At 46.3% G+C, this 15,171-nt stretch carries 12 protein-coding genes; 8 read left to right on the top strand and 4 right to left on the bottom strand.

The window, feature by feature from the left end; all coding sequences use genetic code 11:
- Positions 1-38: 38 nt before the first annotated feature.
- Positions 39-746 (bottom strand): hypothetical protein, encoded by a 708-nt coding sequence (locus GO755_RS21325; RefSeq protein WP_157587319.1) that lies wholly within the window; start codon positions 744-746, stop codon positions 39-41.
- Positions 747-997: 251 nt separating this feature from the next.
- Here GO755_RS21325 and GO755_RS21320 point away from each other — a divergent pair, with 251 nt between their 5' ends.
- From GO755_RS21320 to GO755_RS21310, 3 genes are all read left to right on the top strand, one after another.
- Entirely contained in the window at positions 998-1,294 is a 297-nt protein-coding gene (locus tag GO755_RS21320) for a co-chaperone GroES (protein ID WP_012925587.1), read from the top strand.
- A 102-nt stretch (positions 1,295-1,396) separates the two neighbouring features.
- A complete protein-coding gene (gene groL / locus GO755_RS21315) occupies positions 1,397-3,034 on the top strand; it encodes a chaperonin GroEL (RefSeq protein ID WP_157587318.1) in 1,638 nt (545 codons plus the stop codon).
- Between the two features lie 233 nt (positions 3,035-3,267).
- Entirely contained in the window at positions 3,268-3,678 is a 411-nt protein-coding gene (locus tag GO755_RS21310; RefSeq protein WP_157587317.1) for a DoxX family protein, read from the top strand.
- A 352-nt stretch (positions 3,679-4,030) separates the two neighbouring features.
- Here the strand turns inward: GO755_RS21310 and GO755_RS21305 are convergent, their stop codons facing one another.
- Positions 4,031-7,762, bottom strand: coding sequence for an RICIN domain-containing protein (locus tag GO755_RS21305; RefSeq protein WP_157587316.1), 3,732 nt, complete (start codon positions 7,760-7,762; stop codon positions 4,031-4,033).
- A 94-nt stretch (positions 7,763-7,856) separates the two neighbouring features.
- Positions 7,857-8,519: an ABC transporter ATP-binding protein gene (locus GO755_RS21300; RefSeq protein ID WP_157587315.1), complete on the bottom strand. Its 663-nt coding sequence runs from the start codon at positions 8,517-8,519 to the stop codon at positions 7,857-7,859.
- 158 nt (positions 8,520-8,677) lie between these two features.
- Between GO755_RS21300 and sucC the strand changes: the two genes are divergently transcribed.
- A complete protein-coding gene (gene sucC, locus GO755_RS21295; RefSeq protein ID WP_157587314.1) occupies positions 8,678-9,895 on the top strand; it encodes an ADP-forming succinate--CoA ligase subunit beta in 1,218 nt (405 codons plus the stop codon).
- Positions 9,896-9,978: 83 nt separating this feature from the next.
- Here sucC and GO755_RS21290 read toward each other — a convergent pair whose 3' ends face one another.
- The gene (locus GO755_RS21290; RefSeq protein WP_157587313.1) at positions 9,979-10,809 is read right to left on the bottom strand and encodes a M48 family metallopeptidase; all 831 of its coding nucleotides are present in this window, start codon (positions 10,807-10,809) and stop codon (positions 9,979-9,981) included.
- A 201-nt stretch (positions 10,810-11,010) separates the two neighbouring features.
- Here GO755_RS21290 and GO755_RS21285 point away from each other — a divergent pair, with 201 nt between their 5' ends.
- The 4 genes from GO755_RS21285 (at position 11,011) to GO755_RS21270 (ending at position 15,132) form a co-directional block, all read left to right on the top strand.
- Entirely contained in the window at positions 11,011-11,622 is a 612-nt protein-coding gene (locus tag GO755_RS21285; RefSeq protein ID WP_157587312.1) for a fumarylacetoacetate hydrolase family protein, read from the top strand.
- 211 nt (positions 11,623-11,833) lie between these two features.
- Positions 11,834-13,756: a M23 family metallopeptidase gene (locus GO755_RS21280; protein ID WP_227687050.1), complete on the top strand. Its 1,923-nt coding sequence runs from the start codon at positions 11,834-11,836 to the stop codon at positions 13,754-13,756.
- A gap of 10 nt (positions 13,757-13,766) precedes the next feature.
- Entirely contained in the window at positions 13,767-14,216 is a 450-nt protein-coding gene (gene bcp / locus GO755_RS21275; RefSeq protein ID WP_157587310.1) for a thioredoxin-dependent thiol peroxidase, read from the top strand.
- A 58-nt stretch (positions 14,217-14,274) separates the two neighbouring features.
- Entirely contained in the window at positions 14,275-15,132 is an 858-nt protein-coding gene (locus GO755_RS21270) for a transketolase (protein ID WP_157587309.1), read from the top strand.
- Positions 15,133-15,171 lie beyond the last annotated feature (39 nt).

Genomic DNA, 15,171 nt, shown 5'->3' with positions numbered 1-15,171 from the left:
AGGCGTGGCTTTTTTATGGCTGGAATTTATAACTGAAATCAGGCTACTGCCTGTGCCAGCAATTGCCGGGCAATAGGCAGCAGCGTTTCCTGAACAGGATAGGTTCGCTTACTCTCAAGCATATACGTAGCCGGATTAGGCAAGTAACGATGTCGCCGAATCAGATCGAGTTTAATATTTTCAAACGTATTGACCAGACTCTTCTGGATAGCTTCTATAAAGCGTAACTGCACTAGTCGCCCACCCGGCTCCTGTTCAGAGTAAAGCCTTATGGAGAAGTAATAAACCTGCGTTTCGGTCTGGTTAGTTGCATGAATGAGCAAATAACCTTCCTCTGGTCGCAAGGGAAGCAAACCTACTGGTGCCAGTGTGAGCGATTGGGCAATATCCACCCAACGCTGGTGACCTTCAGACAATAAGGCTTGAAAACGAGGCAGGGCAAATTCCATAATCGCGTCAACCTCAGTCATAAAATCGGGGTCCGTTACCTCAGATTTGTATTCGATTCGAGGTGGTGGTCCACTAACTCGACTAACTCGCTTGGGGAACGCAGCATTTAACGTACCTTTGCCCCTCGAAAAACGAATACCAGCATCGTAGTGACTGCGTAGTTCGGGTAAATCGGGGCAGAGTTTGTATTCCGTAAAGTTCTGCTGAACAGCCTGCAAGTATGCCATCACGACATATTTCTGATATTCGGCGTCAAGCCAATTTTGTGTAAACCAGTCAGGTTGTAATTTTTTCATAAACCGGAAAAAGTGATTTTGTGGGTGTATGATTTGGTTAATCTAAACAATCATTATCAAACAACCAAATTCTATTCGCCAAGAGTACATAACCTGCCAAAGGAAGTTTAGCCAATGTAGCGAATGGCAGTATGTCAGTCAAAAACCTGAAAAATTGGCAGTTTAACGTATTGGCACAGTAATTGGCGATCAAGAACCGTCGTGTACGTATCAATACACAAATAGTTAATAACCTTAATCAACTCATTATCATGGTAGCAGAAACGGAAAGCGTGAAAGTGAACGTGAAACCGCTGGCCGACCGGGTGCTGGTAGAAGCCGCACCGGCTGAAGAAAAAACCTCGTTTGGAATTATCATTCCAGATACGGCAAAAGAAAAACCCCAGCGTGGTACGGTCGTTGCCGTTGGCGCAGGTAAGAAAGATGAGCCGCTGACGGTTCAGGTGGGCGACACGGTACTGTATGGCAAATATGCTGGTACAGAAATCACCGTTGATGGCAAAGAGTACCTCATCATGCGTGAATCAGACATTTTCGCAATCCTTTAAATCAAGTGAAGAATGTAGAGTGAAAAATGAAGAATAGTTGTTCTTCACAGCACTCACTCAATATTCTTAACTCTTCATTTTTAATTCTTCATTCCAAGAGAAATGGCTAAGAAAATATTTTTCGATACTGAAGCCCGCGAGCGCATTAAGAAGGGTGTTGATACCCTGGCCGACGCGGTAAAAGTTACGCTCGGTCCTAAAGGCCGTAACGTTATTCTTGACAAGAAATTCGGCTCACCAACGATCACCAAAGATGGTGTGACGGTAGCCAAAGAAATTGAACTGAAAGACGCCATGGAAAACATGGGCGCTCAGTTAGTTAAAGAAGTAGCATCGAAAACAGCTGATTCGGCTGGTGATGGTACAACCACAGCAACAGTTCTGGCGCAGGCGATCTACTCGATCGGTGCGAAAAACGTAGCTGCTGGTGCAAACCCAATGGATTTGAAGCGTGGTATCGAGAAGGCAGTTCTGGCTGTTGTAAAGAACCTTGCTGATCAGGCTCAAACCATCGGTGACGACTTCGGTAAAATCGAACAGGTTGCTACGATCTCGGCTAACCACGACGAGGAAATCGGTAAAATGATCGCCGAAGCTATGAAGAAAGTAGGCAAAGAAGGTGTTATCACGGTTGAAGAAGCTCGCGGTACCGAAACGGAAGTTAAAACCGTAGAAGGTATGCAGTTTGACCGCGGTTACCTGTCTCCTTATTTCGTGACGAACACCGAAAAAATGGAAGTTGAACTGGAACGTCCGTTCATCCTGATTTCGGAGAAGAAAGTATCGTCGATGAAAGAATTGCTGCCTGTTCTGGAGCAAGTTGCTCAAACTGGCCGTCCCTTGTTGATCATTGCTGAAGATGTTGATGGTGAAGCTCTGGCTACGCTGGTTGTCAACAAAATCCGGGGTGCCCTGAAAGTAGCTGCTGTTAAAGCTCCAGGCTTTGGCGATCGTCGGAAAGCTATGCTGGAAGATATCGCTATCCTGACAGGTGGCCAGGTTATCAGCGAAGAACGCGGTTTCAAACTCGAAAATGCTACGATCGATTACTTAGGTCAAGCAGAAAAAATCCTGATCGACAAAGACAACACAACTGTTGTTAACGGTGTTGGTCACAAAGACGATATTACGGGCCGCGTAAACCAAATCAAAGCCCAAATCGAAAACACCACATCAGACTACGACCGCGAGAAATTGCAGGAGCGTCTGGCCAAATTGTCAGGTGGTGTGGCTATCCTCTACATCGGTGCTGCTACCGAAGTAGAAATGAAAGAAAAGAAAGACCGTGTTGACGATGCGCTGCACGCAACTCGTGCTGCTGTTGAAGAAGGTATCGTAACGGGTGGTGGTATCGCCCTGATCCGTGCCATCTCTTCGCTTGACGGTATCACAACAATCAATGAAGACGAAAAAACCGGTGTTAACATCATCCGTGTTGCCCTTGAATCACCTCTTCGTACGATCGTAGCTAACGCCGGTGGCGAAGGTTCGGTGATCGTGAACAAAGTGAAAGATGGTGAAGGTGGATTTGGCTACAACGCGAAAAACGATACGTTCGAAGATCTGTTCGCGGCCGGTGTTATCGATCCTAAGAAAGTAACACGTCTGGCTCTGGAAAACGCAGCATCGATTGCTGGTCTGTTGCTAACGACCGAATGTGTTATTGCTGACGAGCCAGAAGAAGCTCCAGCCGGTGGCGGTCATGGTCACCCAGGCGGTGGCATGGGCGGCATGATGTAATATCTCTGAACTGCTCCGGCGGTCTGGCAGGATTCTCTTGATTTTATCGATTATCCTGATTTTTATAGAAACGCCTTCAATCTCACGATTGAAGGCGTTTTGTTTTTCTAACTTGCAGACTATGGAATTCTCTTCTTAGCATAGAAAACTCTAAATAGAGATTTCTTGTAGTTTTGGCAGATTCTCAAAGAGATAACCACCCAGATCACTTCCTAATAGCCAACTTTACGTTCATGAAGAAATTCTTTTCCACAGAAGGCATTCTACAAGCCGGAGGCCTGACTTTCATCCGAATTATTGTGGGCTTATTCTTAGTGTACCATGGCTGGGAAGTGTTTGATGCGGCTAAAATGAAAGAATATGCAGCCTGGGATGTTTTCAAACAGGACTTCTCTCCTACGTTTATGGTTTATCTTGGCAAAGGTTCTGAATTGTTGGCTGGCCTGCTGCTTACCGCAGGCTTGTTCACAAGATTGGCTTGCCTACTTATTATGGGAACCATGCTTTACATTACGTTTTTTGTTGGCCATGGGAAATTTTGGTATGAAGACCAGCATCCCTTTTTATTCGCCCTGCTTGGCTTAGTTTTCTTCTTTACCGGGCCAGGGACATGGAGTGTAGATGCTTTATTGGAGCGGGGGTAGCTAGACAAGCTAACAAGCTATGGGCATCCAAGACAGATAGTCTATACTTACAAAAACGTATCTGTATTTATCCAATTGACGAGATTCAGTAAGTGTCTATTATTGAGCATATTGCTTACCTATGGGCAAACAAAAAAGCCAAGCGAGATACTCTCTTGGCTTTCTGATTTACTCAACGTTATGAAAAACTTTTCTTTTCGACACAATTATAAAACAAAAATAATAAAAAAAATATCCCTTTCTTAAAAAAAAAATAACCCTAATAGTTAATACATTGACTATCAATATATTAACAATATAACTAGGTATAAATAACGAAGTAGTTTTATCAACAAAACTACTGGTTATTCAGTTACCGGATAATTAGTAGTCGTTGGGTTAGGTTCCACTGCCCTTCGGCTCGTGCCCTGATCAGATACAGGCCCGTTGGCAAGTCAATCACGGATAGACGATGCGTAACGGGACCTTCCAGTGTAAGAACTTCCGAACGAATCAATTGCCCAACGGATGTAAGTAAGTCGAGTTGGACGATTGCATTCTTCGTATCAGGCAAGTCTACATTCACATACTCTCGGGCCGGATTCGGGAACACCTTTAGCTCTTGTTCGTACTCCGCACTGAGCCGACCACCAGATGTTGTACAGCCTACGGTTTCAATTTTCCAGTACTGGACATACGACCCACTAGCTGCATACTGAATGACCTGGCCTCCCTCATTCTGATTTGCGATATCCAGCAACAGGTTGGAATGAACTGCTTTTAGCGTTGAGTAACCATCACTACCGGTCTGAATAACCCATTTCTGATTAGTAGCATTGGTATTCGTCGATTGTACAACATTCGCCCAACCTTGCGTCGAAGCGCCTTGTACAGCCAGTACTTTCCCACTATGAATTGCTGCAAGTTGATAGGTGTTTGTCGCGCCTGTTGGCTGAAGCGCCCATTTTTGCCAGAGTTGATTGCCAAAGGTTTGTTGTTTAACCAAGGCTCCATCAGAGGTTAGCGCCCCCTCCACACCTAACACCTTACCACTAACGCGGTTGGTAATTTTGTAGCAGACAGTGGCCGATACTGGGGGCGTAGATGTGGTACTCGTGCATCCTGTGGTTTCAATTTTCCAGTACTGGACATACGACCCGCTAGCTGCATACTGAATGACCTGACTTCCTTCATCCTGACTCGAGATATCCAGCAATAGGTTGGAATGAACTGCTTTTAGCGTCGAGTAGCCGTCACTACCCGTCTGAATAACCCACTTCTGATTAGTAGCGTTGGTATTCGTCGATTGGATAACATTCGCCCAACCTTGCGTCGAAGCACCCTGTACAGCCAGTACTTTCCCGCTATGGGTTGCTGTGAGTTGATAGCTGTTTGATCCCAGTGACTGAAACTTCCATTTTTGCCAGGGTTGATCGACGAAGGTACGCTGCTTAACTGAGGCATCATCGGTCATTAAGGCCCCTTCCACGCCTAATACCTTATTGCTGACTCGGTTCGTTATCTTATAGCACAGCGCGGGATCAAACTGGCCCGGCGTTGACACAGTACCCATGGTCAAACTAACCTCCACCCCACCCGACCAGGCATTACCCGCTCGCGTGTAGACGCGGAAATAATACGTTGTTTGCGGGCTTAAATTACTGACTGTCATCGCAGTGGCTACTCCTCTATAAACTACTTTCCCTCCTTCTATAGCTGATCCATTACCCTGAAAATCAGCATTGGCGGTATAGTTGGTACCCGTTGGACGATCCAAAAAACTACTACCCGCCCGAACTGCGACGAGGACTTCATCAAATGGTGCTGTTGGGTAGTTCCAGGTTAGATTTGTGTTTGTTGCACCCGATAAAACTGCCTTCAAATTCTGCACGGCCAGGTTAAGTGACGCACAATCTGGGTAAATTTTAACGGAGTCCATAGCTGTTAGCCCACCATTGTCCGTAACCCGTACCGTAATCAGGTAATAATAGGTATTGCCATCACATCCCACGGGCGAGATGTTCACGCTGGGCGATACAGCCGATATGGCCGGTTCAACATGCTGGTGATTATTATGCCGGAGGGTCACCTGCCAGCTATAGCTCAAACTGCTTACCGACTCGTCGGTAACGTCGGCTTTAAGTTGATAGATACTTTCGCGGTCCAATGGGTACAGACCTCCATTAACAGGATTGGTAATTTTAACCGTCGGGGCTGCGTTGTTTAGCGAAATAACGATCTGCTGGCTGGCCGTTAATCCCTTCGTATCGGTCACCGTTAGTTGCACGGTGAATCCCTGAGTATTCGTCCCCGAGAATATATGGCTTGGATTCGCCGTTGTGGCTTTAGTGCCATCGCCAAAATCCCAGGCGTACGTGAGTGCATCCCCATCAGGATCACTGGACCCGTCCCCCTTAAACTGTACCGTCAATGGACTGGGCCCCTTCGTCTTATCGGCCGACAGAACCGCTATCGGTGGTTGGTTAGTACCATAACTGATTTTCCTGATCTCACCATTATTGATGTTGGTATAATAGATGGCGCCATCCAGCGGATTAAATTCTATATCGACCACTCCATTCGTACCACCAGCCGGAACAAATTCTTTTACATCGGTGATGGTCCCATTACTACCCAACGTAGCCGCTTTGATCCAGTTAGCTCCATAATCACCAAAGTAGTATAGGTTACGATAGGCTGCCGGAAAATTTGTTCCCGAATAATAGGCACCGCCCGTCGAGCAGTTGCCATTGAAAGGCGTACCCGTCACCGGAGAACCGGCAGCACCAATTAAGACAGCAGTTGTCGTTGTGGCAGTCAGTTGTGGGGCCCTGGCCGTACTGGCCGAGTGATTCCAGTCTAAGGCGGGCACGCTATGCACATACCGCCGTTGCAAACCCGGCAAAGGTTGGCTATTGTTACAGGGATTTGTTACGGTTGTTGTTGTACTGGAGGCTTGCCTAAGTAGGTTGGCAAACGTAAAGTAGGGTTTGTTACATGTATTATTTGGATTAGGCTCATCCTTATTTTCGAGTGTCTGAGCCACCGCGTTATACGAACTATTCTCCAGAATGCCTTCAAAAATAGGCCAGCCTGCGTTTTCGCCCCCCTGCCGAATCAGGTGCATATCTTCCCAGGTATCCCAGCCTACATCACCAACAAGCAAGGTGCCTGGATTTGCATTCGCAGGGTTTGTACTGCCTGTACCTGGCTGAATCCCCATCCGATACGGATTTCGGAAACCCATCGCCCACACTCGTGAAGCTGGGGAGCGCGGATTCGTGGAATCGTAGAAAGGATTACTGGCTACGCCATTACCCGTCGCAGGGTCCAGCCGGAGAATTTTGCCGCAATGTGAGTTAACCATCTGAGCCCGAAACGCGCCTACATTCTCATTTGTCCGCAGAATACCATCATTAATAGCCGTTTGCCAATAGGTTTCGCTGGCACTGCCTTTATCGGTACTGCTATAACTGGCGTTATCGCCTGTTGATACTAATAGTGTACCGTCAGTGCCGAACAAAAGAGTGCCTCCTGCGTGCGATTCATGCGTTAACGGCACGCCTGTCGATTTGGTTTCGCCAAGTAACACTTTGCGGCTATTCAGATCCGTCGATAGTACATTATTAGTAGTGGTAACTTTATAACGAGTTACCCGGCTTATGCTGGCATTGTAATACTCATCTTTCGTAGCACTATACGAGGCCGTACCAAAATAGAGAAGATGATGGCGGTCGACCATGTAAAATAGATAAATCAGACCGTTAGTGGCAAAATTCGGGTCAAGACATAGACTAGCCAGCCCAAAATCGCGCCAGTTGCCTACCTCCTCGCTAATATCCAAAACAGGTGCAGCCTGTTTACTATATTGAGTGCCATTCCAGGTAGATACCCAAACGCGACCAGCTTTATCCCAAACAAAAAGCTGCTTTCCATCAGCGGAAAAGACGGTACCCATAGGGGTGGTGTAGCCATTCTGTACTAAACTGTTGTTAAAACCTGTTGGCAGCGACTGGGCTAATGTCGGCAAGTTTAGTAAGCTCAATAACATGACCAGCAAAAAACTAAATCGCATGGTCGGATGATTCATAGAATAATTCTTCATGAACACTTTTTAGTTATGGGTTAGGAAAAGGAAATAAAATGCCCTTACCCTATATACATAAGGTATAGACAAATCAAAAATAGAAATAAGTGGATCAATTAAACAATAGCCCGTCACGGATGGTAACCGTGCGGTCGGCGAGAGCAGCTAAAGCTTCGTTGTGTGTTACAATAATGAACGTTTGCCCAAGTTCGTCGCGGAGCTGAAAAAATAGCTGATGCAGTTCTTCTGCATTCCGTGAATCGAGATTACCGCTGGGTTCATCGGCAAATACAATGGCGGGCTGATTGATCAGGGCGCGTGCAACGGCTACCCGTTGTTGCTCTCCACCCGACAACTGAGAAGGTAGATTTGCGAGTCGATTACCTAAGCCAAGTTTTTCTAGTAACTCTTTAGCTCGTTGCCGAACCTCATCTTCATCTTTACCCGCAATAAACCCGGGCAGGCACACATTTTCGAGGGCTGTAAATTCGGGAAGAAGATTATTGAATTGAAAGACAAAGCCAATTTTTTCATTCCGAAATTGAGCTAACTGACGATCATTTAACGCAAAGACATTTTGTCCGGCAATCTGCAACTCTCCTGAATCTGGTCGATCGAGCGTACCGAGAATTTGCAACAGGGTAGTTTTTCCGGCCCCGGAGGCACCTACAATAGAGACAACTTCGCCCGGTTCAATGTTCAGGTTAATCCCTTTTAGAACGGGTAGCTTGCCATAGTTCCGGCGTATATCAGTAGTTTGAAGTAGCGAATTCATAAAAATGATGAATGAGGAATAAGGAATGATCTACAGAGAACACAACGCCATAATTGATTTTAGTCGATTACGTTCATCATTCCTCATTCATCATTCATCATTTCCTGTTAACTTGCCGCACAAAAATACGATTTCCAATCCTCCTTGTTGCAGTTGTCATGAATATACACGAGTATCAGGGTAAAGAAATTCTCAAAAAGTATGGTGTCCGCATTCAGGAGGGCATTGTAGCTGAGTCGCCCGAAAAAGCCGTTGAAGCCGCTAAACAGATCATCGCCCAATCGGGCCAGAAGTTTGTCGTGGTTAAATCCCAAATCCATGCTGGCGGACGCGGAAAAGGCCAGATCGTAGGTTCTGAGCAACGTGGTGTAGCTTTAGCCAAATCAGTCGATGCTGTGCGCGACATCGCCAAAAATCTAATTGGTAATGTACTGGTTACTCACCAGACAGGTCCAGAAGGAAAGCGGGTTAATAAAGTTCTTATCGCTGAGGACGTCTATTATCCAGGTGCATCTTCGCCAAAAGAGATGTACATCGGCATTCTTCTCGACCGTAGCAAAGCCTGCAATGTAATCATGGCCAGCACCGAAGGTGGCATGGACATTGAAGAAGTAGCAGAGCATTCGCCCGAAAAAATCGTGAAGGAGTGGATCGACCCAGCCGTTGGTTTACAACCCTTTCAGGCTCGTAAGGTGGCTTTCGGTCTCGGATTGGAGGGTGATGCCTTCAAAGAGATGGTGAAGTTCGTTACATCGCTGTACAAAGCGTATGTTGATACAGACGCATCGATGTTCGAAATTAACCCGGTTCTGAAAACGTCGGACAATAAAATTCTGGCCGTTGACGCCAAAGTTAATTTAGACGACAACGCCCTATATCGTCATCCCGATTTGAAAGCGATGCGTGATCTGGCCGAAGAAGATCCTCTCGAAGTAGAAGCGTCTGCCAGTGACCTGAACTATGTGAAGCTTGACGGCAACGTGGGCTGCATGGTAAACGGCGCAGGGCTGGCTATGGCAACGATGGACATCATTAAACTGTCGGGTGGTGAACCAGCCAACTTCCTTGATGTTGGGGGTGGAGCCAATGCTAAAACAGTAGAAGCTGGTTTCCGTATCATCCTGAAAGATCCGAATGTAAAAGCGATTCTGATCAACATCTTTGGTGGTATCGTTCGTTGCGACCGTGTTGCTACCGGCGTTGTAGAAGCATACAAAGCCATTGGCGATATTCCAGTGCCGATCATTGTTCGCTTACAGGGAACGAACGCAGCAGAAGGCGCGAAAATCATTGATGATTCAGGGCTGAAAGTGCAATCGGCCGTTGAGCTGAAAGAAGCTGCCGAAAAAGTACGGCAGGTTGTAGCCGCACTGTAATGTACTGGTAGCAAGATGACTATCGGAGACACAAAAAAAGCCAGGACATAAATCCTGGCTTTTTCATTTTATGACTTTATTAACTAACGGCGGCTAGCATAATACTTTTGCGCTTCAGGCAATAATTTCTGTAAATCGGCAATACGACGTTCATCAGATGGGTGATCCGATAGGAATTCAGCAGGGGCTTTACCACCACTGGCTTTTGCCATACGCGTCCAAAAGGTGATAGCTTCCCTAGGGTCATACCCAGCCATCGACATAAAAATCAGCCCTAAATGATCAGCTTCTGATTCCTGACCACGGCTATGCGGAAGCCCAACACCATACTGATAGGCTAATGGCCCAACTACGCCAAACGCCTGCTGAAACAATGCCTGAGTTTGCGGACTTCGCGCTGATGTAGCAATACCTGTTGCTACTTGGCCCGCTTGCAACAGCCCATTAGCCACCAAGCCTTCGCTCATACGTTCATTCCCATGTTCGGCAATGGCATGAGAGACTTCATGGCCCAGTACAGTTGCCAGACCAGCTTCGTTCTGCGTGTAGGGTAATATACCCGAATACACAACAATTTTTCCTCCAGGCATACACCAGGCGTTAACTTGGTTGCTCTGTACCAGGTGATATTCCCACTTGAAACCTTCCAAACGTTTGGAATACCCATTGCTGTTCATATAACTTTCAACAGCTTGACGAATTCGATTTCCAACACGATTAACCATCTCAGCATCTGCATTGCTAGTACTAATTACTTTGCTGGTATCTAAAAATGCTTTGTACTGAGTAAAACTCATCGAAAGCATATCATTGTTAGGCACTAAAATTAGCTGTCGGCGTCCGGTAAGGGGGACTTTCTCGCAGGCAGTGATGGCAAAAGCCAACGAAAACATGATAATTAAGGATTTTTTCATTTGTGTGTCTTTATTACTGGTAGATGGTGTTCTGACGTTATATGACCCGTAAGGTACCAGAATTGTTCAAATTTTTCCAACCCGATGCGGTCAGGCCCTCTTTAGTCCTTAGATTTGTGACAGTCTAAATAGTTTAGTAACGCGGATATCCTGTCCGCTTTTTACCTACTAAGAGCGGACAGGATGTCCGCGTTACTCTATATGAAAATCATTTGCGTTGGTCGAAACTATGCCGACCATGTTAAAGAACTTAATAACGAACAGCCTGAAGATCCGGTTATCTTCATGAAACCAGAAACGGCTATTCCTCTCAAAAACGAGCCTTTTTTCTACCCTGACTTTTCCAGCGATGTTCATCATGAAGTTGAAATTCTGGTAAAAATTAACCGTGTAGGAAAGAATATCGACGAAAAGTTTGCTCATAAATATTATGACGAAATCGGTGTTGGTATTGACTTCACAGCTCGTGATTTACAGAGCAAGCTAAAAGCAAAAGGATTGCCCTGGGAATTAGCGAAAGGCTTTAACGGCTCTGCACCTATTTCGTCTTTCGTCCCAAAAACCGATTTCCCCGATCTGCAAAATTTAAACTTCCATTTAAACATCAATGGCGAAACCCGGCAAACTGGCAACACCAATCTGATGATGTTTAAAATTGATTACCTGATTTCGTTTGTCTCGCGCTATTTCATGTTGCAGCAGGGCGATATATTATTTACAGGCACGCCAAAAGGAGTTGGACCTGTACAGATCGGTGATCGACTAACGGCATACATTGAGGATAAACCCATGTTGACGTTTGACGTGAAGTAATTCAATTTTGTCAGATCGAAACCATAGTACGGTCTGACAAAAACCATTTACAACCTTGCTTTTGATACGTTTCCTTTTTTATATATTCATTACCGTTCTGAGCTGTACAAAACTGGCTGTCGGACAATCGGCTAAACCAGTTTCATCGACCCAGTCAGGGCAACCCCAAACGGGCTATATTCAACCGGGTACGCTTGTCGATGGCTATTTTATGTTTCCCATTCAGCCGGGTGCTGCCAATTCACTATCAGGCGGCATGGGCGATTTACGACCAAATCACTTCCACGCGGGCTTAGATATACGAACCGGTGGTCGCGAAGGGCTGGACGTTCACGCAGCTGCGGATGGTTATGTTTCCCGCATTGCGGTATTCACGGGTGGGTACGGCAATGTTATTTTCATAAAACATCCCAATGGTCTTACAACCGTTTATGGCCACCTAAAAGCCCTGAAAGACACTCTTGGCCGATTTCTTCGAGAACAACAATACGAGAAAAAAACCTTTGAAATTGACCTTCGTCCTCAACCAGGCCAGTTTCCGGTCAAACAGGGTGATATCGTTGCTGCATCGGGTAATACGGGCGGATCTGGTGGACCACACTTGCACTTCGAGATTCGGGATAATAAAGACAACCTGATTAACCCGTTGCTCTATAATTTCTCCGAAATTCAGGACAATATCCCTCCCTATTTCGAGCGCGTTGCCCTGAAAACAATGACACCTACGTCGCGCATTAACGGCGAATACCAACGTGTAAGCTACGCACCTGTTCGTCGGTCCGATGGCACATATACGATCGTACAGCCTATTACGGCTTCAGGTCTGGTTGGCATGGAAGTGCTAGCTTACGACAAAACCAGCGGTTCGCCTTATCGCAATGGCATTAGTTGCCTGGAAATTCGTCTCGATGGGCGTGAAATGTTTGCTTACAACATGAATAGTTTCCCGAACGAGCAAACTCGGTTCATGAATGTTCATGAGAATTATGAGGTTGAACAGACGAGTGGCCAGCGTTATCATAGGGGCTATATTGCCGATGGTAATATTCTGAATATCTATAAATTACAAAGTAATGCAACTTATCGCGGACGACTACCCCTGCTGGATGGACAGCCGCATGAAGTTACATTGACCCTTTACGATGCCTCCGATCACTCTACGCAATTAACATTTACGATTCAGCCGGAATCTGCTCCGACCAATCCAAACCGGCCAGATTCACTGAGCATTCCACCACCCAACTTCAGAGGTGAATCGTTGAGTGGTGAACCGATAACGACTATCACTACGGATGAAAATGTATTGAAGCTAACCATAAAAAATAGTACGGTTTCAAATCCGCCGTTGGCTAAGTTGTTCACAGGCCGTAACGTAACTGAGCAGCCTGTCAGCTATATACGTAACAACCAAGCAGTTTATCTTATAGATTTGCGTCAGACTTTGCCAGATTCAGTCCAGTTTGGCCGCGGTATCGTGCGAACGAATTTTAAGAAACGCATTATACCCGGTCGAAGTGAAGTAATTGTCGATGGTAGTGCCCGACTGGAATTCAGTCCAAGAACGCTTTTCGACACGCTGCATCTAGCCATGCGGGCGATACCGGGTGGTGGTTTGGAAATCAACCAGTCTACTATTCCGCTCAACGATTATCTAACGATTCAATACACACCCAATTACCCGATTGCTATTGACACGGCGCGAACCAAAATGTATTGGACCAGTGGAGGTAATGAAAGTTTTCTGGGAGGTACATGGACTAAAGGACGAATTGAATTCAAAACTCGAACGCTTGGGCGATTTCAGCTAATGACGGACATAAATCCGCCCAGAGTTGAGATTCTGTCGGCAACACCAAAAGGTATCACCGCTCGGATTCGGGATGATTTGTCAGGCATTGCTGAGTTTCGGGCGTTGGTCAATGGCGAGTGGGTGCTGATGCAGTATGATTACAAGCGGGCTTTACTCTGGTCAGATAAACTAAATCCAGACGAACCATTCGAGGATGGTGCCGAAGTATTGGTACAGGTAAAAGATCGGTCGGGTAATATTGGCTCCGATAGTACGACTATAGACGTACCCAGAGCACCGGTTCGACGAAAAGCAGCCTCGAAAGGCAAAAAGAGAAGACGATAAATTATATCTTATGAGCCTATCCATCGGTGATCCAGCTCCCGACTTTACAAGTACTGACCAGAATGGCCAGCCTATTAAGCTGTCTGATTATCGGGGTAAAAAAGTAGTGCTCTACTTCTACCCCAAAGATGACACACCCGGTTGCACGGCCCAGGCTTGTAGCCTCCGCGATAACTATGCCGATCTACGAGCAGCTGGTTATGAGGTATTGGGAGTAAGTGTAGATGATCAGAAAGCACACCAGAAGTTTATCAAGAAATACGACCTGCCGTTTACACTCATCGCGGATACTGACAACCAACTTGTAGAGGCCTACGATGTATGGAAAGAGAAATCCATTTATGGCCGGAAGTTTATGGGTACCGTTCGAACCACATTCCTGATTGACGAGAATGGAATTATTACGGACATCATTGGTAAAATAGATACACAAAATCACGCCAAACAAATTTTAACCTAATGCGGGCAATAGTCCGTCATTTTTGATTGAAAAAGCGGGTTCCCACTCGCACTACTTTATGGAAATCGAACAACTCAAAAGCACGGCTACGGCCGTTCGGCGCGATATTCTTCGTATGGTTGCCGCTGTTAATTCGGGCCATCCCGGCGGATCGTTAGGCTGCACTGATTTTTTTGTCGCCCTCTATTTCGAGGTAATGAACCGGAAAAAAGATGCCGATGGCAACCCTATTTTTGATATGGATGGCCGTGATGAAGATATCTTCTTCCTCTCGAACGGACATATTTCGCCTGTGTTTTATTCAGTACTAGCACGGGCGGGTTATTTCCCCGTTGCCGAATTAGCCACCTTCCGCAAATTAGACAGTCGTTTACAGGGTCACCCTACCACTGCTGAACACCTGCCAGGTATTCGTATTGCATCGGGTTCGCTGGGTCAGGGATTATCGGTAGCCAGCGGTGCCGCTTATTCCAAAAAGCTCAACGGCGACAAGAGCCATGTGTATGTACTGATGGGCGACGGCGAGCAACAGGAAGGCCAGATTTGGGAAGCAGCTCAGTTTGCCCCCAACAAAAAGCTCGGCAACCTGACTGCTGTTATTGACCTCAACCATGCTCAAATTGACGGCACGACCGACAACGTAAACAGCAACCGTGATCTGGCCGCAAAATATCGAGCCTTTGGCTGGTATGTTGAAGAGATGGAAGGTAATGACATCGCCGATGTGATTCATACCCTGAAAAAATCACAGGAAGACCCTGATGTTCCGACGATGATTCTGATGCACACCGAAATGGGCTTCGGCGTCGAATACATGGTGGGCAACTATAAATGGCACGGAACGGCTCCTAATGCTGAACAGTTAACCCAAGCGTTGAATGGATTGCCGCTATCGGTTGGTGTAACGGATTATTGATTCCCCTAAACAGCAAGCCGGCCGACCGGTGCCATGCTG

Origin of the sequence: Spirosoma arboris, assembly GCF_009754945.1 — a bacterium.
GTDB lineage: Bacteria > Bacteroidota > Bacteroidia > Cytophagales > Spirosomataceae > Spirosoma > Spirosoma arboris.
Note: the sequence above shows the minus strand (reverse complement) of the source record. Positions and strands in the feature narration are given on the sequence as shown.